Raw genomic sequence first — 25,919 nt, forward strand, 5'->3', positions numbered from 1 at the left:
CCGGGACGTGGCGACGGCCGCGGCGGGGGACCTTCACGGTCCCCGGCCGCGGCCGTTCGCGATACCGCGCGGGGTTACTTCTTGGGGTCGTCGTCGATGCCGAGCTGTTGCTCCATCGTTTGCTGGGCCTTGTCTACGGTGTCGGCGTACTTGTTGCCGGTCTTCTCGTTGACCTCGGCCTCGACGTTGTCGGAGATGTCCTTGGCCTTGTCCTTGGCCTGGTCCCTGAACCTGTCAAAGATCCCCATGTTTTGGGCTCCTTCCGTAATCCCGCTTGCGACGGTACGCGCGTTTCCCGTGGTTCGCCCGCCGGAGGGTCGTAACGTCCCGAAATCGCGGGAGCGTGTGAACCGAGTCAACGGGATTGTCTTGGATCCGTGAATTCACGCTGTGAATCGGTCTCTCGCCTCCTCGGCCGCTACACTCACGCCATGCCGGAGCCGACGCCCGCCCCAGAAGTCACCGCCGCGGAGATCGCCCGGCTCGCCCGAGTCGGACGCGCCGCCGTGAGCAACTGGCGCCGCCGCCATGCCGATTTCCCCCCGCCCGTCGGGGGTACGGAGACGAGCCCCTCCTTCGCCCTCCCGGCCGTCACCGACTGGCTCCGGGTCCAGGGCAAGCTCGCCGAGGTGCCGCTGCGCGAACGCGTCTGGCGGTACGCCGCCGCCCACCCCGGCGGCTCCGTGGCCGCGCTCGTCACGGCCGGGAGCGCGCTGCTCCTCGTACGCGAGCGGCCCCGGGAGTGGCTGGAGGCCGCGGCCGTCTCCGACGAGCGGATGGCCGCCCTGCTGGGGCCCGCCCTCGACCGGGTCCTCACCCTGCGGCTCGGCCCCGCGCACCCGCTCGGCGCCGCCGCCCCGCAGGCCGCCGCGATGCCCTTCCTGCGGGCCACCGCCGAACTCGCCGCCGAGCTCGGGACCCGCGGCGCCTTCGAGTTCCTCCTCGGCCGCCACCTCGAAGCCAACCCCCGCCAGTACGCGCCCACTCCGGACCGGGTCGCCACCCTCATGGCCGCCCTCGCCGGACCCGGGGTCCAGGCCGTCCTGGACCCGGCCTGCGGCGCCGGCACCCTGCTGAGGGCGGTCCCCGGAGCCACCGTCCGCTACGCGCAGGACAGTTCGCCCGAGCTCGCCTCCCTCGCCGCCCTGCGCCTCGCCCTGCACGCGGACGCCCAGGTCCGCGCGGCCGCCGCCGACAGCCTGCGCGCGGACGCCTTCCCGCCCCCCGGCGCCGAGCGGGTCGACGCCGTGCTCTGCCACCCGCCGTTCAACGAACGCAACTGGGGGCACGGGGAACTGGCCTACGACCCGCGCTGGGAGTACGGCCTGCCGGCCCGCGCCGAATCCGAACTCGCCTGGGTCCAGCACGCCCTGGCCCACCTGCGCGAGGGCGGCACCGCCGTACTGCTGATGCCGCCCGCCGCGGCCGCCCGCCGCTCCGGCCGCCGCATCCGGGCCGACCTGCTGCGCCGGGGCGCGCTGCGGGCCGTCGTCGCCCTCCCGGCCGGCGCGGCGCCGCCCTACGGGATCCCGCTCCACCTGTGGGTGCTGCGCAGGCCCGCCCCGCAGGCGGCGCCCGCCTCCGGACTGCTCCTCGTGGACGCGGCCGCGCTCGGCGCCGAGGGGCAGGGCCGGGCCGGGTGGGCCGCCGTGCACGGCGCGGTGGAGGAGGCCTGGACGGCGTACGAACGCGGCGGCGCGGCCCCGGATGTCCCGGGCGTGCGCCGCGTCGTACCCCTCGTGGACCTGCTCGACGACGACGTGGACCTGACCCCGGCCCGCCACCTGCCGCCGCCCGCCGCGGGCGGCGGCGTGGCCGAGCTGGCCGCCGTACGGGACCGGCTCGACGCGACGCTGACCCGCGCGGCCCGGCTCACCCCGCAGACCCCGGCCCCGGCCCCGGCCCCGGCCCCGGCCCCGGCCCCGGCCGCCGGTTCCGCGGACCGGCCCGCCGGGCCCTCCGGGTCCGCCGCCTCACCTGCCGACTCTGCCGACTCCGCCGGCCCCACCGACCCGGCGGCCGCCCCGCGGCCCCGCCCGGCGCCGACCACCGTCGGCGAACTCGTGCGCGCCGGGGCCCTGCTGCTGCACGCGGGCACCGGCAGCGGCGCGGGCCGGGCCCCCGTCCTGACCGAGTACGACGTCAGCGCCGGGACGGGGCCTTCGGGGATCCTGGCCGCCGCCGCGGACGAACCGCTGCTCACCGAGCCCGGCGACGTGGTCGTGCCCGTCACCGGCGGTGCGGGCACCGCCCGGGTGATCGACGCGGCCACCGCGGGCGCGGTTCCCGGCCGGGGGCTGCAGCTGCTGCGCGCCGACCCGGCCGCGCTGGACCCCTGGTTCCTCGCCGGATTCCTGCGCGCCACCGCCAACAACCGCCGCGCCAGCAGCCACGCCTTCAGCACGGCGAGGCTCGACGTGCGCCGCCTCGAACTGCCCCGGCTGCCCCTGGCCGAGCAGGAGGTCTACGGGGCGCGGTTCCGGGCGCTCGCCGAGTTCGAGGACGCCCTGCGGCTGGCCGCCCGGCTGGGGGAGCAGCTCGTACAGGGGCTGTACGACGGTCTGTCGGACGGTACGGTCCGCCCGGAATGAGCCCGCGCACCGCGCGGGTCCGCCCGCCGGGCTGCGACCGTGCAACGGTTGGGCGCATCCCCTCACTCCCGGCCGGAAACGCTGTATACGCTCAGGACCCGAACCTTCCTCCGCACGGCCCGTCAGGAGCAGCGATGCACGGCCCCGGCACACCGCCGCCCCACGGACACCAGCCCAGCACCGGGGGCGTGGTGGCGCTCCGCGTGCTGTTCACGCTGCTGCCCTTCCTGAGCTGCGGGTTCCTCGCCTGGGGGACGATGCTGCGGCTCGCGCTGGTCACCCGCAAACCCCGGGACTGGGGGCTGCTGGCGGCGACCGGCGGGCTCGAGGTCTTCTGGGTGGCGCTGATCGGCGCCGACCCGACACCCGACACGAGCGGCTGGCAGGGCAACACCGGGGCGTTCGGCACGATCCTGACCGGCTTCGCGGTGTGCGCGTACTACCTCGTCGCCGACATCCGGCACTACGAGGCGCACAAGGCCGTACCCGCCGCCGGGTGGTACCCGCCGCCCGCCGCCCCGTACCTGCCGCCCCAGCCCTCCTACGGGTACCCGCAGGCCCAGCAGACCTCGCAGCCCGTCCCGCAGCCGCAGCAGCAGCCGCAGCAGCCCGCCCCGCAGCAGGCCCCGGAGCCCGGGGCCGCCCCGGCAGCGCCGCCGCGCATCGGGCAGGTCCGCGCCGAACTCGACGAGCTCAGCGAGCTCCTGCGCCGGCAGCAGCCGCCCCACAACGAGGGCCCCCGCCCGTGACGGACCGGCTCATCGGGGACCGCTACCAGCTCGCCACCATCCTGGGCCAGGGCGGCATGGGCCAGGTCTGGACGGCGTACGACCGGCGCCTGGACCGCCGCGTCGCGGTCAAACTGCTGCGCCCCGACAAGGTGGCCGGCCCCGGCTCCGTCGCCGACGAGCTGCGCCGCCGCTTCGTGCGCGAATGCCGGGTCACGGCGCAGGTGGACCACCCCGGGCTGGTCACCGTGCACGACGCGGGCAACGACGGCGACGAGCTCTACCTCGTCATGCAGTACGTCGAGGGCGCCGACCTCGCCGACCACCTCGCCGAGCACGATCCGTACCCGTGGCCGTGGGCGGTCTCGGTGATCGCGCAGCTGTGCTCGGTGCTGTCGGCCGTCCACGCGGTGCCGATCGTGCACCGCGACCTGAAGCCGCGCAACGTGATGGTCCGCCCCGACGGGACCGTGCTGGTCCTGGACCTCGGCGTCGCCTCGGTGATGGACACCGACACCACCCGCCTCACCAGCACCGGTTCGCCGATCGGCAGCCCCGCGTACATGGCGCCCGAACAGGCCATGGGCGGGGCCGTCGGCCCGCACACCGATCTGTACGCGCTCGGCGTCGTGCTGTACGAGCTCCTCTCCGGCAACGTCCCCTTCGCCGGATCCACGGCGCTCGGGGTGCTCCACCGCCACCTGTACGAGCCCCCGCTCCCGGTGCGCCAGCTGCGCCCCGAGGTCCCGCAGCAGCTGGAAGCCGTACTCCTGCGGCTCCTGGCGAAGGACCCGCAGGACCGGCCGGCCTCCGCGCAGGCGGTGTACGCGGCCCTCGCGCCGCTGCTGCCCCACCACGGCTCGGGCGCCCCCACCGGACCGCTCGACCCGACCCGGCCCTTCCTGCGCCCGCAGGCCCCCTGGCCCGACCGGGCCACCGTGATCCCGCCCCGGCCCGCCACCCCGCCCGCGCCGCCGAGGCCGGACGTCCCGGCGGCCGTCGAGGAGGCGAAGAAGCTCCTGGACCAGGGCATGCTCACCCAGGCCGTGGACATCCTCGGGGGCATCCTCCCGGCCGCGGCCGAGCAGCACGGCGAACACTCGCCGGTGGTCCGCTCCCTGCGCAAGCAGTACGCGGCCACGCTGATGGACGACGGCCAGTACCGCCGGGCCCTGCCCGAACTGCGCCGGCTCGCCGAGGAGTTCCCGGCCGGCGATCCGAGCTCCCTGCGCTTCCGCTACGACGCGGCCCAGTGCCTGGAGCAGCTCGGCGAACCGGCGGCCGCGCTCGCCGAGTACCGCGCGCTGCTGCCGCTCTTCGAGAACCACTACGCGAACCCGGACCCGGGACTGCCCCTGGAGGTCCGCCGCCGGATAGCCCATTTGCTGCTCTCCCTCGGCGACCGCCCGGCGGCCCACGACACCCTGGCCCGCCTCCTCTTCGACGCGGAACGCCTGCACGGCCCCGCGCACCCCTTCTCCGCGGAGGTCCGGCGCACCCTCCAGTGGCTGGGACAGGTGCGCTGACGCTGTCCGGATCACGACTGGGCATCTCCTCGGGGAGCGGAGGTCGTCCTCTGCCTGGGCCCGGTCAAGTAGTAGGCGCAGTACCCGAAGTACCCGCAATCCGCGCGGTACCCGCAGCGCCCCGCCGGCCCGTCCGCAGCAGGGCCGGGAACGCCAGGATCACCAGCAGGGCCGCCCCCGCGGCCGCGAGGCCCGGGGCGAGTCCCGGCGGGCGGAAGGTGCAGGTCACGGTGGTGGTGTGACCGTCCAGGGGGATCGCGACCAGACCCAGGTGGCTGGCGGCCGGGCGGCCGTTGCAGCTCCATCCCGCGATGGCGGGGGCGGAGAGCACCGCCGTGCCCGTGCTGCCCGCCGGGAGCACGGCGCGCACGCCCGAGGAGCCGGCCCGCACGGAGAGCGCCGCCGTGGCGCGCAGCCGGGCGACCGCCGCGGTCAGCCGGGGGCGGTCCAGACAGGACAACTGCCACTGCGCCGGGGCGGCCTGCTCGAAGACCAGCTCTGAGGCCGGGCCGTGCGAGACGCCCATGGGCTGCAGGGCGGCCCGGTTGCGCGGTGGGTTGGCGTTGAGCCGGAAGGCCGGTCCGTCCGCGAGGCGGGCCGTCGCGTTGTACTGCGGGGCCCACAGGAAGGCCTCCGTACCCGCCCGGCAGACACCGGGGGAGAGCGGATCCTCGTAGACCCGGGCGCCCAGCAGGAGTTCCTGGTTGGCGAAGGGCGAGTCGCCGAAGACGGGCTCGGGGCCCGGCGGGCGGGTGGTGACCAGCGGCGGGACCTCGGCGCGGGCGATCGTGCCGTCCGGCCGCAGCCGCGCGCCGACGGCGAAGACGGCGTCCGTCACCGGGTTGTCCAGGCTCTGCACGTTGCGGCCGCGCGAGGTCCAGCCCGCCCCGAGGGCCACCATGGTCCGGGTGAACAGGTCCGGGGTGTGGCTGCTGTAGTACGCGCCGCCCTCCCCGCCCAGCAGCATCGGGTCGTTGCCGGTCAGTGCCGGACGCCCGGCGTCCGTGCGGTACGCGGGCCAGCCCTCGGCGGCCGCCAGCGCCCCGGCCCGCGCCGTGTGGGCCCGGCCCCACACCGGATAGTCGTCCAGGCCCGCCAGCTTGCCCTTCTCCCCGTACGCGGTCGTCGCCGCGGCCTGGGCCAGCAGGACCAGCGCCAGCACGCCCGCCGCCGGGAGCGCGAGGCGCCGGTGGCGCAGCGCCCACCAGGCCGCGGCCGCCAGGGCCAGGCCGCCGCCGAACAGGGCCAGGCCCCAGGCCGTCGCCAGCCCGCTCCCGCTCGCCGCGAGCGCCACGGCCGCCAGCACGCCCGCGCCGCCCGCCAGTGCCCGGGGCCCCGGCAGGCCGGCCGACAGTCCCGCCCAGGCGGCGATCACGACGATCCCGGCCAGCACGAAGGTCTGCCGGTACGGGCTGCCGTTCGGCGTCGCGAAGAGGTGCCAGGCCAGGTGCGTCGGCATCCACTGGAAGGACAGCAGCACCAGCAGGACGAGCCCCGCCCAGGCGAGCCGGGCCCGCCCCGCCACCGCCCGGTGGAAGGGCAGGGCCGCCACCAGCAGCAGGGTCCCGGTGCCGATGAAGAGGGCGGGGGTGGAGAAGGAGTAGGTGGCGGGCAGCAGCCGGGCCAGCAGGTCCTCGGTCCCCACCGGCCGGAACGGCTTGAACCACCCCGGGTAGGCCTGCTTCGAGCTGAGGAAGAGGGGGACCAGGACCGGCGCCGACAGGGCGATGCCCAGCACCGTGGTCAGTGCCGCCCGCGCGAGGACCCGTACGCGCGGGCCCGCGCCCTCCCGGGCGAGCAGCACCCGCACCAGCAGCACCAGGGCCGCGCCCAGCGTCGCCATGTAGGCGGTGTAGAAGTTCGCCGTCCAGCAGAGCGCCACGACCACCGAGGCGGCCGCCGGGCGGCGCGAGCGCAGCGCCCATTCACCCGTCAGACACAGGAGCGGGAAGGCGATCAGCCCGTCCAGCCACATCGGGTTGTACGAGGCCTCGATCACCGACCAGCCGCACAGCGCGTACGAGGCCCCGAGCAGCCCCGCCGCCCACGCCGGACCGCGCCGCTGGGTGCGCAGCAGCCAGGCCATCGCCGCCGCCGCGGCCGCCGTCTTGAGCACGGTGACCACGTACACCGCGAGGTCCACGTCCTGCCGCGGGAAGACCCCCACCAGCACCGCGAACGGACTGGTCAGGTACGTCCCGAAATCGGGCAGGAAGCTGCTTCCGTACCCGGACTGCCAGTTCAGCAGCAGTCCGCCCGCGGCGCGCCCGTGCAGCAGGTCCCACAGGTGCGCGTGGAAGGGCACGAACTGATTGCCGAGGTCGTTGATGCTGCGGTGGCGGGGCCCGTACGGGAAGACGCGCGCGACCGCGTCTCCGGCGCACACGGCCACCGTCGTGATCAGGGCGGCGAGCGCCGAGCCGAGCAGGCTCGGGCGGCGCGGGGAGCGGTGCGGAGTCGGCATGGTGGCCCGACCTTGGCAGTGCCGGTGGACCGAAGGGTGGCCACCGGGTGAACGCGAACCCCAACACCCCCGGAATCGTTGGTCGAACAGGTGGCTCCGGCCACCTCGACTGCATAACATCGATCACCGCACGGCCCTTGTGCACCGAAGCACAATCTCCCGGCCCTGGAGGCTCCTTTGCACCGTCGCACAGCGCTCTCCGTCTCCGCCGCCCTGCTCCTGGCGGCCCCTCTGCTGTCCGCGTGCTCGGGCGAAGCCCGCCCCGGCACCGCGGCCGTGATCGGCGGCGAACGGATCACCACCTCCGCGCTCCAGGCCCAGGTGAACGACGTCCGCTCCGCGCAGAACCGTTCCGAACACTCCGCCGAGCTGATCGCGGCCGTCCCGCAGCTGGACCGGGTCAAGCTCAGCACGATGCTCCAGAGCCGCATCCTCGACCGGATGGCGAAGGACGCGGGCATCACGCTCACCCCCAAGGAGCTGGAGGACGAGCGCAAGTCCTACGACCAGAACAACCGCGGGGCCGAGGCCTTCGAGGAGGCGATCCTGCAGAAGGCCGCCATCGCCCCCGACCAGATCGACCGCTGGGTCCGCGACCAGGTGCTCTTCAGCAAGCTCAACGCCAAGTACGGCGAGGGCAAGCTCGCCGAGCCCGCCTCGAAGGCGGCGTCGAAGCTCGGCATCCAGGTCAACCCGCGCTACGGCGTCTGGGACCCCCAGCGGGTCACCCTCGGCGAGTCCGAGACCCCCTGGATCACCCAGGTCACCCGGCCCGAGCAGCCCCCCGCCGGGGCCTGAGCGGGCCGCCCGGAGGTAGGTTCGGAGGGTGACTGACGACGTACCCTCCGAGCCCTCCGAGCCCACCGGCCGCATCGTGCTGCTGACCACCAGCCACCGGGTCGCCCCCGGCGTGCTGTCCTGGCCGGCCTGGCGGACCCTGCACGCCGCGGACCGGGTGCTGTGCGCCGACCCGGGCCACGCGCAGCTGCCGTACCTGCGCGAGGCTGGTGTGGAGGTGGCGCTGGAGTCCCCGGACGCGCAGGCGCTGATCGAGGAGTGTGCCGGCGGGCGCACGGTCGTCGTGCTCCTGAGCGGCGAGGGCGACCGGCGGCTCACCGACGGCCTGTCCCGCTTCGCCGGGTCCGGCCGGGTGGCCGTACCGGACCTGGAGCTGCTGCCGGGCTCCTACGATCTGCCGGGCGCGCGCCTGCTCGACCTCGTCCAGGTGATGGACCGGGTCCGGCGCGAATGCCCGTGGACCTCGGAGCAGACGCACGAGGGGCTGGTGAAGTACGCCATCGAAGAGGCGTACGAGCTGGTCGAGGCCATCGAGGACGGGGACCGCGAGGAGCTGCGCGAGGAGCTCGGGGACGTCCTGCTCCAGGTGGTCTTCCACGCGCGCATCGCGGAGGAGGGCGGCCCCGGCGAGGAGGACGAGCCGTTCTCCATCGACGACGTGGCCGGGGCCCTCGTCGAGAAGCTGATCCACCGGCACCCGCACGTCTTCGGCGACGCCACGGCACAGACCCCGGAGGACGTGAACGCCCACTGGCAGCGCACCAAGCAGGTGGAGAAGCGGCGGGAGTCGGTGACCGACGGGATTCCGGTCGGTCAGCCCGCTCTCGCGCTCGCGGCCAAACTCGCCGGCCGGGTCAGGGCGGGCGGGATGGCCGTGGAGCTCCCGCGCGGCGAGGGCGTCGGGTACGAGCTGCTGGAGCTGGCGGCGCGCGCCGAGGCGGCGGGCACCGACCCCGAGACCGCGCTGCGCGCGGCGGCCCGGGTCTACCGGGACGCGATCCGCGGCGCCGAGGGCGTCGGCGAGTAGCCCCCGGGCGCGGCGGAAGAGGGGTCCGCCGTTCAGTACTCCCGGGGCGCGCGGCCCGACGGGTTGTGCCAGTGCGGGTCGGGGCGGTTCAGGAACCACTCGCCGAAGCCCATCGGCCGGTTCCCCTGGCCCTGGCCCTGGCCCTGGCCGCTGACGGGTACGGAGTCGTAGAAGATCCGGTCGGGCCGCGCGCCGAGCCCCTCCAGGAGGTACGCGGTCTCCTCGATGAACTGCGGCGGACCGCTGAGGTAGACGTCCTGGTCGGGCCAGAGCCCGCGGTTGCTGAGCGCGGTGGCCAGCCGGCCGGTGGCCTCGTTGCGGTGCTGCCCGGGGGCGGGGGTGATGTAGGTGACGCTCAGCCAGCCGAAGGCGGCCGCGCACTGGTCGATGAGCGGGCGGTCGTAGAGGTGGGCGGCGTCCCGCGCGACCACGAAGAGGCGTACGTCCTGATCGGGAGGGCGGTCCGCCAGCTCCTCCAGCATGGCGCGGATCGGGGCCCATCCGGTGCCGGCGGCTATGAAGCTGACCGGGCGGTCCTCGCGGCGGAACGTCAGCTGCCCGCCGGCCGCCCCGAGCCTGAGCACGTCCCCGGGCAGCGCTTCGCGGACCAGGGAGGTGCTGAGCCGGCCGCCCTCGATCCGGCTGACGTGGAGGTCGACCGTCCCGTCGGGGCGGGGCGCGTTCCCCAGGGAGTACGTGCGCCAGGTCGTCGGGACCCGGCCGCTGCTCACGCTCGCGTACTGGCCCGGGACATGGGGGAAGGGGGCGTGCGGGCGGAGGGTGAGGACGGCGATGTCCTGCCCGTACAGCAGGTGTCGTACGACTTCCGCGTCCCACCAGGGCGGGTCCTCGCTGGCGCGGGCTCCGGCCATCATCGTGTCGGCGATGAACTGGTACGCCTCTGACCAGGCCTTTTCCGTCTGAGGGTGCCAGGCGGACCCGGAGGCCTCGGCGAGCGCCGCGATCAGGCTGGTGCCCACGGCCGCGTAGTGCTCGGGGCCCGCCAGGAACTTCCGGTGGTCGCGGCCGAGGTCGCGTAGATAGGGGACGAGCGTGTCGTTCTCCAGGTGGGCGATCACATGGGTGAGCGCGGCGAAGAGCCGGTCCCGCTGCCGCTCCATGTCTTCGAAGGAGGCCGGGAAGAGCTCACGGACTCCGGGGTTGTGCCAGAAGAGGTGGGAGTAGAAGAACTTGACCGCGTGCTCGGCCCGTCTCTCCACCACCTCGAAGCTGCTTTTCAAGATCCTCACATCCACAAAACCGAAAGTAGGAATGCCGGGGAACGTGAGGTCAAGCGATGGCGGATCTACGGACAGCCGCGACAAACACCCTATTCGGGGCGGTGGCTGCCGGGCGGGATACGGTCTCCAGGTGCCTGAGCAGACCCCCGCAGCCCCAGAAGAGCCCGCCGCCGCCCACTCCGTGGACGGGTCCGCCGCCGGCCCTCCGGCCGACGGATCCGGCCCGACCCTGTTCGACTGGGAGTTCGCGACCGACCCGTACCCGGCGTACGCCTGGCTGCGCGAGCACTCGCCCGTGCACCGCACCCGGCTCCCCAGCGGGGTCGAGGCCTGGCTGGTCACCCGGTACGCCGATGCCCGCCAGGCCCTCGCCGACCAGCGGCTCAGCAAGAACCCGGCCCACCACGAGGGGTCGGCGCACGCCAAGGGCAGGACCGGGATCCCGGGGGAGCGCAAGGCGGAGCTGATGACGCACCTGCTCAACATCGACCCGCCGGACCACACCCGGCTGCGGCGGCTGGTGTCGAAGGCGTTCACCCCGCGCCGGGTCGCCGAGTTCACCCCGAGGGTGCAGGAGCTGACCGACCACCTCATCGACGGCTTCTGTGAGAAGGGGGAGGCGGACCTCATCCACGAGTTCGCCTTTCCGCTCCCCATCTACGCCATCTGCGAGATGCTCGGCGTACCGCGCGAGGACCAGGACGACTTCCGCGACTGGGCGGGAATGATGATCCGGCACGGCGGCGGCCCCCGCGGCGGAGTGGCCCGGTCGGTCAAGCAGATGCGGACCTACCTCGGCGAGCTCATCCACCGCAAGCGCGACGACCTCGGCGACGACCTGATCTCCGATCTGATCCGGGCCAGCGACCACGGGGACCACCTGACGGAGGCCGAGGCCACCGCGATGGCCTTCATCCTGCTCTTCGCCGGTTTCGAGACCACGGTCAATCTGATCGGCAACGGCGTCCACTCCCTCTTCATGAACCCGGAGCAGCGCGAGCGCCTCCAGCTCTCCCTCGCGGCCGGCGAGAGCGGGCTGCTGGCCACCGGCGTGGAGGAGCTGCTCCGCTACGACGGCCCCGTGGAGCTGGCCACCTGGCGGTTCGCCACCGAGCCCGTGACCCTGGGCGGTCAGCGGATCGCGGCGGGCGATCCGGTGCTGGTGGTCCTCGCGGCCGCCGACCGGGACCCCGAGCGGTTCGCCGACCCGGACACCCTGGACCTCTCGCGGACCGACAACCAGCACCTCGGATACGGGCACGGCATCCACTACTGCCTGGGTGCCCCGCTCGCCCGGCTCGAAGGGCAGACGGCGCTCGCGACCCTGCTGACGCGGCTGCCCGATCTGCAACTGGCCGTGGCGCCGGAGGAGCTGCGCTGGCGCGGCGGGCTCATCATGCGGGGGCTGCGCACGCTTCCGGTCCATTTCACGCCCCAAAACAGGTGAAACCAGGCGGACTGGAAGCCAGTTGCCGCCCAAACTTGTGACAGGCGTTCGAAGGCCGCTAGGTTCTGCCGTTACCCCGCCGTTATGCGAAAGGTGCACCCTCATGCGTTCCGGGAACGGCCGCCACAGACGACCCCGACAAGTGCCCGCACTTGTCGTCACCGCCGGAGTCGCAGGCTCCGCGCTGGCCCTGCCGCTGCTCGCCGCCACGGGCGCGAACGCCGCGGAGACCTCCACATGGGACAAGGTCGCCGAGTGCGAGAGCGGCGGAACCTGGAGCGCCAACTTCGGCAGCGGCTCCTACGGCGGGCTGCAGTTCAGCCAGGAGCAGTGGAAGAACGCCGGCGGGCTCGACTTCGCCGAGCGCGCCGACCTCGCCAGCCGCTCCCAGCAGATCGCCGTGGCCGAGCGGGTCCTGGCCTCCCAGGGCCCCCAGGCCTGGCCGCTGTGCGGAGCGTCGGCGGGGCTGACGCAGCAGGCGCCCGCCGCCGAGGTGGACCCGGGCCTGCCCCGCGGTTCCGAATCCATCACCCCCACCCCGTCCCGCCCGGACGACTCCGTGCCCTACCTCGGCTCGGGCGCGCCGTCCACGGACTTCGGGGCCCCGACTGCTCCCGCTCCCGGGCCCTCGCCGTCCTCCCTGCTGCCCGACTATCCGATCGGCCCGCCCAGCGGACTGCCCGTCATGCCCCCGCCGGACCTCCCGACGGCCCCTCCCGGGCTCCCGGGGGACCCGACGGCTCCCACGACCCCGGCGGACCCCACCGTTCCGACGGCGCCGTCCACGGACCCGACCGCGCCCGTGGTTCCCGTAACCCCCGTGGACCCGTCGGTTCCGGTGACCCCGTCCGACCCGGCGAATCCGACGAATCCGGCGAACCCGACTGTTCCGAGCGCCCCGTCGGAGTCCGCGCAGCCCGGTCAGTCCACCGCCCCGGCCGATCCGGCGGCGCCCGGCGCCACCACCGATCCGGCCGCCCCGGCAGCCGGTGCGAGCGAGGGCGGCGGTAAGCACCGCGGCCCGGCCGCCGTTGAGGAGACGGCCCCGGCTGACGCCGCGTCGGACCCTCAGTACACCGTGAAGGTGGGCGACAGCCTGGCCACGATCGCGGACGCCAACGGAGTGAAGGGCGGCTGGAACGCGCTCTACGCAGCCAATGAGCAGGTCATCGGCGAGGACGCGAACCTGATCAAGCCCGGTCAGAACCTGGATCTATCGCACTAATAGCGGCACTTCAGGCGCCCGGAAGCAGCTGATTGTCCGTTTTCTGTAAGTGAGACATGTGTCTCTTCAGGTCAACTGGCGTGTCCGGCCCGGAGGGTTCCGCAAACCCCGCCCTCACCTGCGCAAACGCCCCTCCGGGAAGCGCAAGTAGGCACGTTTTCCCCCGATGGCCCTCGTTGAACATCGGGGGGAGACCTGTCTACCTTCTGAATCGCTCGCCACCGCGGGCTCCTTCGACCGCATCGCCGAATCCTGCCGGCGGACGGAGGGAACACTCGTCGCGTCAAGCGCCGAAGGCAGGAGCGGGGGAACCAAGGTAGGCGCCGGAACCGGCCGTTGAGAGACGGTCACGGAACCGGCTTGGGGTTAAGCCAAGCGCTAGGTCGCTTGTCCGGGCACTCACTCGCCCGAACCCGACAGCTCACCTCGCAGGCGTCGGTGAGGAGAACTCCATGCTGCTTTCCGGCAAGGGCAAGCACCGTCGCGGCTCCAGGGCCGTCCGCATCGTCACGCTCGCCGGTGTCGCCGGTGTCGCCGTGGCGGCGCCGCTGATGGCCGCGGGCACCGCTTCCGCCGCGACCACTTCCGAGTGGGACCGCGTCGCCTCGTGCGAGTCCGGCGGCAACTGGGCCATCAACACGGGCAACGGCTACTACGGCGGCCTGCAGTTCTCGTCCTCCACGTGGGCCGCGTACGGCGGCAAGTCGTATGCCGCGCAGGCCAGCCAGGCTTCCAAGTCGCAGCAGATAGCGATCGCCGAGAAGGTCCTCAAGGGCCAGGGCAAGGGCGCCTGGCCGTCCTGTGGCGTCGGCCTGTCCAACGCCTCCTACAACGGCGGCGGTGCGGCGGAGACCCCCGCCAAGCCGAAGGCCGAGCCGAAGAAGCAGGAGAAGAAGGCCGAGCCGAAGAAGGAGACCAAGCGCTCCGAGGCCCCGACCACCCGCTCCGAGCGTCCGGCGGCCGCTCCGAAGACCGAGGCCCCGAAGACCGAGGCCCCGAAGACCGGCAACGGCTCCTACGAGGTCAAGTCCGGCGACAACCTGGGCGTCATCGCCGAGGCGAACCACGTCGCCGGCGGCTGGGAGAAGCTCTTCGAGCTCAACAAGGACATCGTGTCGGACGCCGACCTGATCTTCCCGGGTCAGAAGCTGAAGCTCAGCTGAAGTCTGGCGCAACAGTCGTAGGGCTTTCCGCGACACGCAGTAATTCCACCGCCCGGCGCGCAACACCCTGCGCGCCGGGCGGTGCTGCGTGCCCGGGCGTCCGGGCTGACGGATCATCCGCAGGTACTGATGATCAAGGGCCCTATGTCCTGTAAGGGGGGCATTCAGACCCTTTTTCGTCCCAGGACCCGGGCGGTCGGCTGGCCGAGTGCCCGGAGCCGGTTAGGCTCTAAGCGGCAAGGCCATCCCACGGCCCGACATGCCACCGCACACTCAGCGTCACATCCCAGAAGGAGATGCTCGTGCCGTCCATCGACGTCGTCGTAGCCCGGGAAATCCTGGACTCCCGAGGCAACCCCACGGTCGAGGTCGAGGTGGGCCTCGACGATGGCAGCACCGGCCGTGCTGCAGTCCCGTCCGGCGCCTCCACCGGAGCGTTCGAAGCCGTAGAGCTCCGTGACGGTGACCCCAACCGCTACATGGGCAAGGGTGTCGAGAAGGCCGTCCTCGCCGTCATCGAGCAGCTCGGCCCGGAGCTCGTCGGTTACGACGCCACCGAGCAGCGCCTGATCGACCAGGCGATGATCGACCTGGACGCCACCGAGAACAAGGGCTCCCTCGGCGCCAACGCCATCCTCGGCGTCTCCCTCGCCGTCGCGCACGCCGCGTCCGAGGCCTCCGACCTCCCGCTCTTCCGCTACCTCGGCGGTCCGAACGCGCACCTGCTGCCCGTTCCGATGATGAACATCCTCAACGGTGGGTCGCACGCCGACTCCAACGTCGACATCCAGGAGTTCATGATCGCCCCGATCGGCGCGGAGTCCTTCTCCGAGGCCCTTCGCTGGGGTGCCGAGGTCTACCACACCCTCAAGAAGGTCCTGCACACCAAGGGCCTCTCGACCGGTCTGGGCGACGAGGGCGGCTTCGCGCCGAACCTGGAGTCGAACCGCGCCGCGCTCGACCTCATCGTCGAGGCCATCAAGCAGGCCGGCTACGTCCCGGGCAAGGACATCGCGCTCGCGCTCGACGTCGCCGCGTCCGAGTTCTACAAGGACGGCAAGTACGAGTTCGAGGGTCAGTCCCGCTCGGCCGCCGAGATGACCGAGTACTACGAGGAGCTCGTCTCCGCGTACCCGCTCGTCTCCATCGAGGACCCGCTGTACGAGGACGACTGGTCGGGCTGGAAGACCCTCACCGACAAGCTGGGCGCCAAGGTCCAGATCGTCGGCGACGACCTCTTCGTCACCAACCCGGAGCGTCTCGCCCGCGGCATCGAAGAGGGCTCGGCCAACGCCCTGCTCGTCAAGGTGAACCAGATCGGCTCGCTCACCGAGACCCTGGACGCCGTCGAGATGGCCCAGCGCAACGGCTTCAAGTGCATGATGTCGCACCGCTCCGGCGAGACCGAGGACGTCACCATCGCCGACCTCGCGGTCGCCGTGAACTGCGGCCAGATCAAGACCGGCGCCCCGGCCCGCTCGGACCGCGTCGCCAAGTACAACCAGCTGCTGCGCATCGAGGAGATCCTCGACGACGCCGCGGTGTACGCGGGCCGCTCCGCCTTCCCGCGCTTCAAGGGCTGAACGGTCCTTTAGGGGCGCAAGCCTCCCTACGTCCCCGCACTCGGTCCCGTACCGTGTGCGGGGACGTATTGCGTAGTGCGTGTATAGGGGAGGCGGATCAATGGCCGGGAACCGGGACCGGTTCGCCACGTTCTCGACCGCGACCAGGCTCAAGCAGCTCGGCGAGCGGACCGCGGCGCACGTGTACCGCTCGCAGTCCCGCCGCCAGGTCCGCCGCAGCCGGCTCACCGGCCGGGCCGCCCTGCTCGTCCTCGTCCTCTGTACCCTGGTCGTCGCCCTCGCGTATCCGATGCGTCAGTACGTGTCCCAGCGCTCGGAGATCGCGACGCAGGAGAAGGCCGCCGCCACCGCGCGGGACCGGCTGGAACGGCTGCGCGACGAGAAGGCCCGCTGGCAGGACGACGCGTACGCGGAGCAGCAGGCGCGCAAGCACCTGCACTTCGTCCGGCCGGGGGAGATCAGCTACATCATGTCCGACCCCGGTGGGCAGGGTCCCGAACACCGCCGCGGCGGACAGTCCGGCGCCGACCGGCCCTGGTACTCCAACGTCTGGGACGGTGTCGACAAGGCCGACCGCCCGGGCGACTGAGACGTACCCGACCCCTCACGTACCCATCCACGAGAACGAAAAGACTTCTTCCAGGCATGCAGACGCCCCCGCCCCAGACCGACCGGACCGAGCCGACCGACGCCGACATCGAGGCCTTCGAGCAGCAGCTCGGCCGCCCGCCGCGCGGGTTGCGCGCCATCGCGCACCGCTGCCCCTGCGGGCAGCCGGACGTGGTGGAGACCGCCCCGCGGCTCCCGGACGGCACCCCCTTCCCGACGCTGTACTACCTGACCTGCCCGCGCGCCGCCGGTGCGATCGGCACGCTGGAGGCCAACGGCGTGATGAAGGAGATGCAGGCCCGGCTCGCCGTGGACCCGGAGCTGGCCGACGCCTACCGGGCCGCGCACGAGGACTACATCACCCGGCGCGACGCCATCGAGGTGCTCCAGGGCTTCCCGAGCGCCGGCGGCATGCCGGACCGGGTCAAGTGCCTGCACGTGCTGGTCGGGCACTCGCTGGCCGCGGGCCCGGGCGTGAACCCGTTCGGCGACGAGGCGCTGGCGAGGCTGCCCGAGTGGTGGGCCAAGGGCGCCTGCGTCACCCCGTGCGGGGAGAAGAAGGAAAAGAAGAAGGACGAGCAGAAGGACGAGCAGCCGGAGCCGGGCGCGTGACGCGGGTCGCGGCCGTCGACTGCGGTACGAACTCCATCCGGCTCCTCGTCGCGGACTGCGACCCGCGGACCGGTGAGCTGACCGAGCTGGACCGGCGGATGACGGTCGTCCGCCTCGGCCAGGGCGTCGACAAGACGGGCCGGCTGGCCCCGGAGGCGCTGCAGCGCACCTTCGCGGCCTGCCGCGAGTACGCGGCGGTCATCAAGGAGCTCGGCGCCGAGCGGGTGCGCTTCGTCGCGACCTCGGCGTCCCGGGACGCCGAGAACCGGGACGAGTTCGTCCGGGGCGTACTGGACATCCTGGGCGTCGAGCCCGAGGTGATCTCCGGGGACCAGGAGGCGGAGTTCTCCTTCACCGGCGCCACCAAGGAGCTGACCGGCACCGACCACCTGGAGAAGCCGTTCCTGGTGGTGGACATCGGCGGCGGCTCCACGGAGTTCGTGGTCGGCTCCGACCACGTGCGGGCGGCCCGGTCCGTCGACGTGGGCTGCGTCCGGATGACCGAGCGCCACCTGCTGGTGGACGGGGTCGTCACCGACCCGCCGACCGGCGAGCAGGTGGCCGCCATGCGGGCCGACATCGAGGCGGCGCTGGACCTGGCCGCCGGGAGCGTGCCGCTGGGCGAGGCCCGCACCCTGGTGGGGCTGGCCGGTTCGGTGACCACGGTCGCCGCGATCGCGCTGGGCCTGACGGAGTACGACTCGGCGGCCATCCACCACTCCCGGATCCCGTACGCGGCGGTCCGCGAGATCAGCGGGCGGATGCTGACGCTGACGCACGCCGAGCGCGCGGCGATCCCGGTGATGCACCCGGGACGGGTCGACGTGATCGGCGCGGGCGCCCTGGTCCTGCTGGCGATCATGGAGCGCGTCGGCGCCACGGAGGTCGTGGTCTCGGAGCACGACATCCTCGACGGCATCGCGATCAAGGTCGCGCAAGAGGCCGAGGCCGACAAGCAGCGGCCCTGACCGGCAGCACCACTGAACGGCGGCGCTCCGGTCAGCTGACCGGAGCGCCGCCGTGGTACTCAGATGTTGCGGTAGACGTCGCGGCGGTCGCCGACCTTGACGACGAGGATGACGAGCTCGCCGTCCAGCACCTGATAGGCGATCCGGTAGCTGCCGACCCGAAGGCGGTAGAGGCCGGACGGTCCGGTGAGCTTCTTGACGTCGGCGTCCTCGCGGTAGGGATCATCCCCCAGGGCGGTCAGCGCGGCGAGGATGCGCATGGCCGCGGGCTTGTCGATCGCCCGAAGCTGTCGTTGCGCCGCAGTGGTGAATCGAAACGCGTACTTCACGCTGCGCCGTCACGCCGTTCGCTGAACAGGTCGGCCAGCAGCTCGGCCATGGTCACGGTCGCCCCGCCTTCGGCCAGCACGGCCTCGGCCTCGCGTGCGAGCAGTTCGTCGGCCGCTTCTTCGAGTGCGTTGAAGTCCGCGATGGGGACCAAGGCGGCCACGGGAGCGCCATTGCGGGTGATTATGGTCGGCGCGCCCTGCTCGGCGCGGTTGATGTGGTCCGCAAGGTGGGCGCGGGCTTCGCGCACGGTCACAGCGTTCTCACTCATGACGTCAGTGTACGCAGGGCTGTGTACACATGCACTCCCCGCCGCAACGAGGCGTTGGCTTACCGGTCGCGTGGTCAGAAGAGGCTCCGGGGGCCGTTCGGGGGCTGTTCGGGGGCCCTAGGTCCCGCCGTCCACATGAAGTTCGTGAAGTTCTTCACAAGGAAAAGATGCCTGTGAGGGCCTCAGAGGAGCCATTTGGGCAAGTCCGGAGGCCCCTGGGCCTTGTTTTTGCGAGCGCTTGTGCGAATGGCGGACGCCGGGAGGGTCTGTCGGTAGGTATCCACGAAGCGGGTGGTCTACTCCGCTTACCGGCCTGGAGGCCAGTTCAGGACTGGTGTACAACGACTCCCGTTACACCCTGGTTCCCGTTCCGCACCATGACCTCGATCACGTGGGCGGCGGAGTGTAGCAGAGGGTCCAGAGGTCCTTGTGAAGGGGCTCACGAGCGTCACCCCTTGGGGTGCTGGATACTTTTCCTCATGAGCACCACGGAGCGTCCCAGGATCCTCGTTGTAGGAGGTGGGTACGTAGGCCTGTACGCAGCCAAGCGCATCATGAAGAAGATGCGTTACGGCGAGGCGACCGTCACGGTCGTCGACCCGCGCTCGTACATGACCTACCAGCCCTTCCTCCCCGAAGTGGCCGCAGGCAGCATCTCGCCTCGGCACGTCGTCGTACCGCTGCGACGCGTGCTGCCCAAGGCAGAGGTCCTCACCGGCCGGGTCACCAGCATCGACCAGGACCGCAAGGTCGCCGTCGTCACGCCGCTGGTCGGCGAGGCGTACGAGCTGCCCTTCGACTACCTGGTGATCGCGCTCGGCGCCGTCTCCCGCACCTTCCCGATCCCCGGCCTCGCCGAACAGGGCATCGGCATGAAGGGCGTCGAAGAGGGCATCGGCCTGCGCAACCACGTCCTCGAGCAGCTCGACAAGGCCGAGTCCACGACGGACGAGGACGTCCGCCGCAAGGCCCTCACCTTCGTCTTCGTCGGCGGCGGCTTCGCCGGCGCGGAGACCATAGGCGAGGTCGAGGACATGGCCCGCGACGCCGCGAAGTACTACTCCAGCATCAAGCGCGAGGACATGCGCTTCATCCTGGTCGACGCGGCCGACAAGATCCTTCCCGAGGTCGGGCCCAAGCTCGGCACCTGGGGCAAGGAGCACCTCGAGTCGCGCGGCATCGAGATCTACCTCAACACCTCCATGGACTCCTGCGTGGACGGCCACGTGGTGCTGAAGAACGGCCTCGAGGTCGACTCCAACACCCTCGTGTGGACCGCCGGCGTCAAGCCCAACCCGGTGCTGGCCCGCTACGGCCTGCCGCTGGGCCCGCGCGGCCACGTGGACGCCGAGCCGACCCTCCAGGTCAAGGGCACGGACTACATCTGGACCGCCGGCGACAATGCCCAGGTGCCGGACCTCGCCGCCCGCAAGGCCGGCGTGGCGAACGCCTGGTGCCCGCCGAACGCCCAGCACGCGCTGCGCCAGGCCAAGGTCCTCGGCGACAACGTCATCTCGGCCATGCGGGGCTTCCCGCAGGCCGATTACTCGCACTCCAACAAGGGTGCGGTGGCGGGCCTCGGCCTCCACAAGGGCGTCGCGATGATCGTCATGGGCAAGATGAAGATCAAGCTCAAGGGCCGGCTCGCCTGGTACATGCACCGTGGCTACCACGGCATGGCCATGCCGACCTGGAACCGCAAGATCCGCGTCTTCGCCGACTGGACCCTCGCCATGTTCCTCAAGCGCGAGGTCGTCTCCCTCGGTGCCCTGGAGACCCCCCGCGAGGAGTTCTACGAGGCCGCCAAGCCGGCGCCGGCTCCGGCCGCCGTCACGGCCCCGGCCGAGAAGGCCAAGGCCTCCTGACCCGGTCCGGCCCCCGGGCCGGAGCGGCGTGACCCCGCAGGACCAGCGTGACCCCGTTCGACCCAGCGTGACCCCGAAGGGGCCGCCCGCCATCCGTGGTGCGGGCGGCCCCTTCGGCGTTCCCGCGCGCGCAATACCCCCCGCACCCATCGAAGAAACCAATGGGTGCGCTTATCCGGGCTCGGAACGGGGTAGTTCGTCGCGTCGGAACTTATCGGAGGTGCCTACGATGAATGACGCCGCGCCGCGGCTGGCCGCTTTAGCCGAAACCCTGCTGGGCGCCCCCCTTCCCGTCCGCATACGGGCCTGGGACGGCAGCGAGGCCGGTCCCCCGAGCGGTCCCACGCTGGTCCTGAACCACCGGCGCGCGCTGCGCCGGATCCTGTGGAAGCCGGGCGAGCTGGGCCTGGCCCGCGCCTGGGTGGCCGGGGACCTGACCGTCGAGGGCGACCTCTTCGACCTGCTGGACCGCGTCGGCGGGCTGCTCTGGGAGCGCGACCCCGCGGCTCCCGGGCAGGACGGCGGCGGCCGCGGGCCCGCCGCCCTGCTGCGCGATCCGGCGGCCCGCGCCGCCGTGCGCTCGCTCGTGGGTCTGGCCCGGCCGTGGCCCGCGCCCGCACCGCCGCCCGAGGAAGCGGTCCGCCGCGGCGGCCCCCGGCACACCAAGGGCAGCGACAAGCAGGCCATCAGCCACCACTACGACGTGGGCAACGAGTTCTACGAGCGGGTCCTCGGCCCGTCCATGGTCTACTCCTGCGCCTACTGGAGCCCCGGCGGCAGTCTGGAGGACGCCCAGCGCGACAAGCTGGACCTGGTCTGCCGCAAGCTCGCCCTGCGCCCCGGGGACCGGCTCCTGGACGTCGGCTGCGGCTGGGGCTCCATGGCCCTGCACGCGGCCCGGGAGTACGGCGCCCGGGTCACCGGCATCACGCTCTCGCGCGAACAGGCCGCCTACGCCCGCAAGCGGGTCGCGGAGGAGGGCCTGGCCGACCTGGTCGAGATCCGGGTCCAGGACTACCGGGACGTCAAGGACGGTCCGTACGACGCCATTTCCTCCATCGGGATGGCCGAACACGTCGGCGCCGAGCGCTACCGCACGTACGCGCACACCCTGTACGGCCTGCTGAAGCCGGGCGGGAGGCTGCTGAACCACCAGATCGCGCGGCGGCCCGAGCCGGACGAGGAGGCGTACCGGATCGACGAGTTCATAGACGCCTACGTCTTCCCCGACGGGGAGCTGTCCCCGGTCGGCACCACCGTCGGCGAGCTGGAACGGGCCGGCTTCGAGGTCCGCGACGTGGAGGCGCTGCGCGAGCACTACGCCCTCACCCTGCGGGCCTGGGTGGCCCGGCTGGAGGAGCACTGGGAGGAGGCGGTACGGCTGACCTCGCCCGGGCGGGCCCGGGTCTGGCAGCTGTACATGGCCGCCTCGGCGCTCGGCTTCGAGCACAACCGGCTCGGGGTCAACCAGGTGCTCGCGGTGCGCACCGGGGCCCGGGCGGCGTCCGGGATGCCGCTGCGCGCCCGGGAGTGGCCGGCGTAGCCGTACGGGTGCGCGTACGAGTGCGAGTACGGGTACGGGTACGGGACGGGAACGGCGAAGGGCCCCGCGACGGGAGAGGTCGCGGGGCCCTTGGCCTTCGTTCGTACGGGTGGCGGTGGCGCGGTGGCGCCGTACCGCTACTCCGTCTTGATCGCGGTCAGCATGTTCAGCCGGGCCGCGCTGCGGGCGGGCCACATGGCGGCCAGGACGCCGACCACGCCGGCCAGCAGGAGGAAGATGCCGATCCGGTCCCACGGGAGGACCAGCTCGTAGTCCGTGATCGTCTTGGCGAGGGTCGAGCCGACCGCCCAGGCGAGGAACATGCCGACGGCGACACCGAGGACCGCGCCGAAGAGCGAGATCACGACGGCCTCCAGGCGGATCATGTTCTTGACCCGGCTCCGGTCGAGACCGATGGCGCGCAGCATGCCGATCTCCTGCGTCCGCTCGTACACGGACATCGCCAGGGTGTTGACGACTCCGAGGACGGAGATGATCAGCGCCATGCCGAGCAGGCCGTACATGATGTTCAGCGCCGTGTTGATGAGGCCGCCGCTCTCGTTGCGCATGTCCTGCTGGGTGGCGACCGTGAGCGCCGGGTTCTTGCCGAGGGCGTCGACGATCGCCGCCTCGCCGGCCTTGGACTCGCCGCCGTCGGTGTTCACGTAGACGGCGAGGGTGTACTGGCTGTCGGAGTGGGCGCTCAGCACCTTGTTGTCGAGGAGGTACGGGGCGGCCAGCATCCCGCCGAGTTCCTTGTAGACCGTGCCGACCTTGAGGGTGGCCTTCTGGCCGTCGTCGAACCGGGCCTCGACGGAGGATCCGACGGCCAGGCCATCGGCCTTGGCGGCCTTGTCGGAGACCGCGAGCTCGCCCTTGCCGAGCGCGCTCAGCGAGCCGCCGGTGGTCTCCAGGTTCAGCATCTCGCCGATGGCGGCCGGGGTGACGCCCGAGACCGACCGGACCTGGCCCTTGAGGCTCACTCCGGCCTCGGCTACCGGGGAGACCGCCTTGATGCCGGGGGCCTTGGCGAGGGTGTCGGCCACGGCCTTGTCCAGGCTGCCGCCGCTGGCCATGGAGACCTTGTAGTCGGCCTTGATCTTGTCGGTGGTCTCCTTGTCCACGGCCTTGCCGATGGTGACGCCGAGGACCGACATCGTGGTGACCAGGGTCAGGCCGATGGCCAGGGAGGCGGCGGTGACGGCGGTGCGGCGGGGGTTGCGCACGGCGTTCTGCGCGGCGAGCTTGCCCGGGACCCCGAAGATCTTCTCCAGCGGCGGCCGCAGGGCGGCGATGACCGGCCGGGACAGCAGCGGGAGCAGCACGATCAGGCCGACGAGCAGGAAGAAGGCTCCGGCACCGATGACCATCCGGCCGTCGGCTCCCATGGCCACGCCGCCGAAGACCACGGCGAAGCCGAGGACGGTGATGAGGCTGCCGAGGACGTTGCGCACGACGAGGGACTTGCTGCTGGCGGGCAGGTGGGCGCTGCCCATGGCCGCGACCGGGGCGATCCGGCCGGTGCGCCAGGCGGGGAAGAGCGCGGCGACCACGGTGACGAGGACGCCGATGACGAGGGCCGCCACGATGGTGCCCGGGGCGATGACGAGGGCGCCGCCCGGGAGCTTCGCACCGAAGGCGCCCATCGCGGAGCGCATGCCGACGGCCAGCCCGATGCCGGTCACCAGACCGACGGCGGCGGAGATGACACCGACGACGAGGGCCTCGGCGAGCACCGAGCGCATGACCTGGCCGCGGTTGGCGCCGACGGCGCGCAGCAGGGCCAGCTCCTTGGTGCGCTGGGCGACCAGCATGGTGAAGGTGTTGTAGATCAGGAAGATGCCGACGAAGAGGGAGATGCCGGCGAAGGCGAGCAGCATGGTGCTCATGCCGCCGAGCACCTTCCCGATCTGCTCGGCCTGTTCCTTGGCGAGCTCGGCGCCGGTCTGGGCCTTGGTGTTCTTGGCGTCGAGCAGCGGCTTGACCTCGGCGAGCAGCTTGTCGGCGGAGGTGCCGGAGGTGGCGGCCACGGCCAGCTCGTCGTAGAAGCCGGGCTGGAGGTAGAGCTTCTGGGCCACGGAGGTGTCGAAGAGGACCAGGCTGCCGCCGGCCTGGACCGCGCCGTCCTCGGTGGTGAAGACGCCGCCGAGGGAGTACTCCTTCACCGGGCCGTTGGTGGCCACGCGGACCTTGTCACCGACCTTGTACTTGCCGGCGGCCGCAGTCTCCTTGTCGAGGGCGATCTGGCCGTCCCCGGCCGGGCCCGCGCCCTCCGTGAAGGTGTACCGCGGGTCCTTGCCGTCCTTGCCGGGGGCGAAGTTGGAGCCCTTGTTCGACCAGCCCTGGCCGATGAGCTTGCCGCTCTCGTCGCCGACGCCGGCGAAGCCGGTCACGCGCCCGGAGGCCGAGTCGACGCCGGGCAGGGCCTTGACCTTGTCGAGGGTCTGCTGGCTGATGCCGGGGTCGCCCTGCTTGAGGCCGTCCTCGCCGCGCGAGGCGCCGTAGGAGGTGACCGAGACGGCGACGCCGTCGTAGCTCTTGGCGGACTGGCCGCTCAGGGACTTCTTGAGGGTGTCGGTGAAGACGAGGGTGCCGGAGACGAAGGCGACGCCGAGGACGACGGCGAGCACCGTCATCAGCAGCCTGGCCTTGTGCGCGAGCACGTTGCGCAGGGCGGTTCGGAACATGGTGGAGGAGTCCAGGGGTAAGGGGTCAGCGGGGACGGACGTCTGCGAGGGCGGTCGTCCCTCAGCTGGTGCGGCCCTTGGCGTCGAAGGCCTTCATGCGGTCGAGGACGCCGTCCGCGGTCGGGCTGAGCATCTCGTCGACGATGCTGCCGTCGGCGAGGAAGATGACGCGGTCCGCGTAGGAGGCGGCGACCGGGTCGTGGGTGACCATGACGACGGTCTGGCCCAGCTCGCGCACGGAGTTGCGCAGGAAGCCGAGGACCTCGGCGCCGGAGCGGGAGTCGAGGTTTCCGGTGGGCTCGTCGCCGAAGATGATTTCGGGTCGGGAGGCCAGGGCGCGGGCGACGGCCACGCGCTGCTGCTGGCCGCCGGAGAGCTGGGTGGGGCGGTGGGAGAGGCGCTCGGAGAGGCCGACCATGGAGATGACCGAGTCCAGCCACCGCTTGTCGGGCTTGCGGCCGGCGATGTCCATGGGGAGCGTGATGTTCTCCAGGGCGGTCAGGGTCGGCAGCAGGTTGAAGGCCTGGAAGATGAAGCCGATCTTGTCCCGGCGCAACTGCGTGAGCTGCTTGTCCTTCAGGGTGGAGAGCTCGGTGTCGCCGATGCGGACGGATCCGGCGGAGAAGGTGTCCAGGCCGGCTACGCAGTGCATCAGGGTGGACTTGCCCGAACCCGAGGGGCCCATGATCGCGGTGAACTGTCCCTGGGCGAAGTCCACGGTGACGTTGTCCAGGGCGACCACCTGGGTCTCGCCCTGGCCGTACACCTTGGACAGGCCGGTGGCGCGCGCGGCGACGGCCTGGGTGGTGTGCGGGGCGTAGTTCATGGTGGTCACGGAGCGACTCCTTGGGCTGCGGACCGGGCTCACCGTCCGCGATCGGCGGGACCCCTTCATCGTCGCGTCGCCCACCCCCGCCGCGGATCAGCCGCGGTGCCCGTTCTCGGGTCCACTGGAGTCTGATCGCGGAGGGGTCCGTCTCCTCCTTTGGTATGACGGGAGCCGGGCCGGGAGTGGGGGTCGGGCTCCCGGGGCGGTCCTGGGGGGGTCCCGGGGAGGTCCCGCGGAGGTTTCGAGAGGATCCGAGCTCAGAGGGGTGGCGTACGGGGTGGCGCGGGCCATCGAAATCCCGTCAATCCCACAACGGCCATGATCGACGCCCGGAGCGGGCCGACCGCGCCTTCTCCACCCTGACTGCCCATCAATCACCAATAAAATCAGACAACATCGGCGAGACGCCCAGGTC

General features: G+C 72.2%; 21 protein-coding genes and 1 riboswitch. Of the genes, 14 read left to right on the forward strand and 7 right to left on the reverse strand.

The window, feature by feature from the left end:
• Positions 1–74: 74 nt before the first annotated feature.
• Positions 75–248 (reverse strand): Rv0909 family putative TA system antitoxin, encoded by a 174-nt coding sequence (locus OG904_RS17955; protein WP_405492133.1) that lies wholly within the window; start codon positions 246–248, stop codon positions 75–77.
• A 183-nt stretch (positions 249–431) separates the two neighbouring features.
• On the opposite strand from OG904_RS17955, the gene OG904_RS17960 reads away from it, so the two are divergent.
• The 3 genes from OG904_RS17960 (at position 432) to OG904_RS17970 (ending at position 4,845) form a co-directional block, all read left to right on the forward strand.
• Positions 432–2,591 (forward strand): N-6 DNA methylase, encoded by a 2,160-nt coding sequence (locus OG904_RS17960; protein ID WP_405492135.1) that lies wholly within the window; start codon positions 432–434, stop codon positions 2,589–2,591.
• Positions 2,592–2,725: 134 nt separating this feature from the next.
• Entirely contained in the window at positions 2,726–3,340 is a 615-nt protein-coding gene (locus OG904_RS17965; RefSeq protein WP_405492137.1) for a hypothetical protein, read from the forward strand.
• The gene (locus OG904_RS17970; RefSeq protein ID WP_405492139.1) at positions 3,337–4,845 is read left to right on the forward strand and encodes a protein kinase domain-containing protein; all 1,509 of its coding nucleotides are present in this window, start codon (positions 3,337–3,339) and stop codon (positions 4,843–4,845) included. The genes OG904_RS17965 and OG904_RS17970 overlap by 4 nt, the downstream gene beginning before the upstream one ends.
• A 64-nt stretch (positions 4,846–4,909) precedes the next feature.
• On the opposite strand, the gene OG904_RS17975 is transcribed toward OG904_RS17970, so the two are convergent.
• Positions 4,910–7,309 (reverse strand): YfhO family protein, encoded by a 2,400-nt coding sequence (locus OG904_RS17975; protein WP_405492141.1) that lies wholly within the window; start codon positions 7,307–7,309, stop codon positions 4,910–4,912.
• Positions 7,310–7,486: 177 nt separating this feature from the next.
• Here OG904_RS17975 and OG904_RS17980 point away from each other — a divergent pair, with 177 nt between their 5' ends.
• Both OG904_RS17980 and OG904_RS17985 read left to right on the forward strand, forming a co-directional pair.
• Positions 7,487–8,107 (forward strand): SurA N-terminal domain-containing protein, encoded by a 621-nt coding sequence (locus OG904_RS17980; RefSeq protein WP_405492143.1) that lies wholly within the window; start codon positions 7,487–7,489, stop codon positions 8,105–8,107.
• A gap of 28 nt (positions 8,108–8,135) precedes the next feature.
• Entirely contained in the window at positions 8,136–9,134 is a 999-nt protein-coding gene (locus OG904_RS17985) for a nucleoside triphosphate pyrophosphohydrolase (protein ID WP_405492145.1), read from the forward strand.
• Between the two features lie 32 nt (positions 9,135–9,166).
• Here the strand turns inward: OG904_RS17985 and OG904_RS17990 are convergent, their stop codons facing one another.
• On the reverse strand, positions 9,167–10,384 hold the full coding sequence (locus OG904_RS17990; protein ID WP_405492147.1) for a globin domain-containing protein: 1,218 nt from the start codon (positions 10,382–10,384) through the stop codon (positions 9,167–9,169).
• Positions 10,385–10,556: 172 nt separating this feature from the next.
• Here OG904_RS17990 and OG904_RS17995 point away from each other — a divergent pair, with 172 nt between their 5' ends.
• The 7 genes from OG904_RS17995 (at position 10,557) to OG904_RS18025 (ending at position 17,982) form a co-directional block, all read left to right on the forward strand.
• Complete coding sequence (locus OG904_RS17995; RefSeq protein ID WP_405498092.1) at positions 10,557–11,822, forward strand: cytochrome P450; 1,266 nt, start codon at positions 10,557–10,559, stop codon at positions 11,820–11,822.
• A gap of 142 nt (positions 11,823–11,964) precedes the next feature.
• The gene (locus OG904_RS18000; protein WP_405492149.1) at positions 11,965–13,047 is read left to right on the forward strand and encodes a transglycosylase family protein; all 1,083 of its coding nucleotides are present in this window, start codon (positions 11,965–11,967) and stop codon (positions 13,045–13,047) included.
• 278 nt (positions 13,048–13,325) lie between these two features.
• A riboswitch (cyclic di-AMP (ydaO/yuaA leader) is annotated at positions 13,326–13,497 on the forward strand.
• 2 nt (positions 13,498–13,499) lie between these two features.
• Positions 13,500–14,210, forward strand: coding sequence for a transglycosylase family protein (locus tag OG904_RS18005; protein ID WP_405492151.1), 711 nt, complete (start codon positions 13,500–13,502; stop codon positions 14,208–14,210).
• A gap of 296 nt (positions 14,211–14,506) precedes the next feature.
• Complete coding sequence (eno, locus tag OG904_RS18010) at positions 14,507–15,793, forward strand: phosphopyruvate hydratase (protein WP_266908150.1); 1,287 nt, start codon at positions 14,507–14,509, stop codon at positions 15,791–15,793.
• 100 nt (positions 15,794–15,893) lie between these two features.
• Positions 15,894–16,382 carry a septum formation initiator family protein gene (locus OG904_RS18015; protein WP_405492154.1) on the forward strand — a complete coding sequence of 163 codons (489 nt, stop codon included), beginning with the start codon at positions 15,894–15,896 and terminating at the stop codon, positions 16,380–16,382.
• Positions 16,383–16,438: 56 nt separating this feature from the next.
• A complete protein-coding gene (locus OG904_RS18020) occupies positions 16,439–17,014 on the forward strand; it encodes a DUF501 domain-containing protein (RefSeq protein ID WP_405492156.1) in 576 nt (191 codons plus the stop codon).
• Positions 17,011–17,982 carry an exopolyphosphatase gene (locus OG904_RS18025; RefSeq protein WP_405492158.1) on the forward strand — a complete coding sequence of 324 codons (972 nt, stop codon included), beginning with the start codon at positions 17,011–17,013 and terminating at the stop codon, positions 17,980–17,982. The genes OG904_RS18020 and OG904_RS18025 overlap by 4 nt, the downstream gene beginning before the upstream one ends.
• A 59-nt stretch (positions 17,983–18,041) precedes the next feature.
• On the opposite strand, the gene OG904_RS18030 is transcribed toward OG904_RS18025, so the two are convergent.
• Both OG904_RS18030 and OG904_RS18035 read right to left on the reverse strand, forming a co-directional pair.
• Positions 18,042–18,311 carry a type II toxin-antitoxin system RelE/ParE family toxin gene (locus tag OG904_RS18030; RefSeq protein ID WP_385587998.1) on the reverse strand — a complete coding sequence of 90 codons (270 nt, stop codon included), beginning with the start codon at positions 18,309–18,311 and terminating at the stop codon, positions 18,042–18,044.
• On the reverse strand, positions 18,308–18,580 hold the full coding sequence (locus OG904_RS18035; RefSeq protein WP_405492160.1) for a type II toxin-antitoxin system Phd/YefM family antitoxin: 273 nt from the start codon (positions 18,578–18,580) through the stop codon (positions 18,308–18,310). Before OG904_RS18035 ends, OG904_RS18030 begins: the two co-directional genes overlap by 4 nt.
• A 479-nt stretch (positions 18,581–19,059) precedes the next feature.
• Between OG904_RS18035 and OG904_RS18040 the strand changes: the two genes are divergently transcribed.
• Together OG904_RS18040 and OG904_RS18045 are read left to right on the forward strand one after the other, a co-directional pair.
• Positions 19,060–20,445 (forward strand): NAD(P)/FAD-dependent oxidoreductase, encoded by a 1,386-nt coding sequence (locus OG904_RS18040; RefSeq protein ID WP_405492162.1) that lies wholly within the window; start codon positions 19,060–19,062, stop codon positions 20,443–20,445.
• 229 nt (positions 20,446–20,674) lie between these two features.
• Positions 20,675–21,988, forward strand: a complete 1,314-nt coding sequence (locus OG904_RS18045; RefSeq protein WP_405492164.1) for a class I SAM-dependent methyltransferase — start codon at positions 20,675–20,677, stop codon at positions 21,986–21,988.
• Positions 21,989–22,125: 137 nt separating this feature from the next.
• Here the strand turns inward: OG904_RS18045 and OG904_RS18050 are convergent, their stop codons facing one another.
• A complete protein-coding gene (locus tag OG904_RS18050) occupies positions 22,126–24,675 on the reverse strand; it encodes an ABC transporter permease (protein ID WP_405492166.1) in 2,550 nt (849 codons plus the stop codon).
• Between the two features lie 61 nt (positions 24,676–24,736).
• Positions 24,737–25,501 carry an ABC transporter ATP-binding protein gene (locus OG904_RS18055; protein WP_405498094.1) on the reverse strand — a complete coding sequence of 255 codons (765 nt, stop codon included), beginning with the start codon at positions 25,499–25,501 and terminating at the stop codon, positions 24,737–24,739.
• Positions 25,502–25,919 lie beyond the last annotated feature (418 nt).

The organism is Streptomyces sp. NBC_00096, assembly GCF_045041305.1.
Lineage (GTDB): Bacteria > Actinomycetota > Actinomycetes > Streptomycetales > Streptomycetaceae > Streptomyces.

Bases quoted from the DNA above. Each gene is read 5' to 3' on its own strand.
- OG904_RS17955 (WP_405492133.1), bottom strand. From the start codon at position 248: ATGGGGATCTTTGACAGGTTCAGGGACCAGGCCAAGGACAAGGCCAAG.
- OG904_RS17960 (WP_405492135.1), top strand. From the start codon at position 432: ATGCCGGAGCCGACGCCCGCCCCAGAAGTCACCGCCGCGGAGATCGCC.
- OG904_RS17965 (WP_405492137.1), top strand. From the start codon at position 2,726: ATGCACGGCCCCGGCACACCGCCGCCCCACGGACACCAGCCCAGCACC.
- OG904_RS17975 (WP_405492141.1), bottom strand. From the start codon at position 7,309: ATGCCGACTCCGCACCGCTCCCCGCGCCGCCCGAGCCTGCTCGGCTCG.
- OG904_RS18005 (WP_405492151.1), top strand. From the start codon at position 13,500: ATGCTGCTTTCCGGCAAGGGCAAGCACCGTCGCGGCTCCAGGGCCGTC.
- eno (WP_266908150.1), top strand. From the start codon at position 14,507: ATGCTCGTGCCGTCCATCGACGTCGTCGTAGCCCGGGAAATCCTGGAC.
- OG904_RS18015 (WP_405492154.1), top strand. From the start codon at position 15,894: ATGGCCGGGAACCGGGACCGGTTCGCCACGTTCTCGACCGCGACCAGG.
- OG904_RS18020 (WP_405492156.1), top strand. From the start codon at position 16,439: ATGCAGACGCCCCCGCCCCAGACCGACCGGACCGAGCCGACCGACGCC.
- OG904_RS18035 (WP_405492160.1), bottom strand. From the start codon at position 18,580: ATGAGTGAGAACGCTGTGACCGTGCGCGAAGCCCGCGCCCACCTTGCG.
- OG904_RS18040 (WP_405492162.1), top strand. From the start codon at position 19,060: ATGAGCACCACGGAGCGTCCCAGGATCCTCGTTGTAGGAGGTGGGTAC.
- OG904_RS18045 (WP_405492164.1), top strand. From the start codon at position 20,675: ATGAATGACGCCGCGCCGCGGCTGGCCGCTTTAGCCGAAACCCTGCTG.
- OG904_RS18050 (WP_405492166.1), bottom strand. From the start codon at position 24,675: ATGTTCCGAACCGCCCTGCGCAACGTGCTCGCGCACAAGGCCAGGCTG.
- OG904_RS18055 (WP_405498094.1), bottom strand. From the start codon at position 25,501: ATGAACTACGCCCCGCACACCACCCAGGCCGTCGCCGCGCGCGCCACC.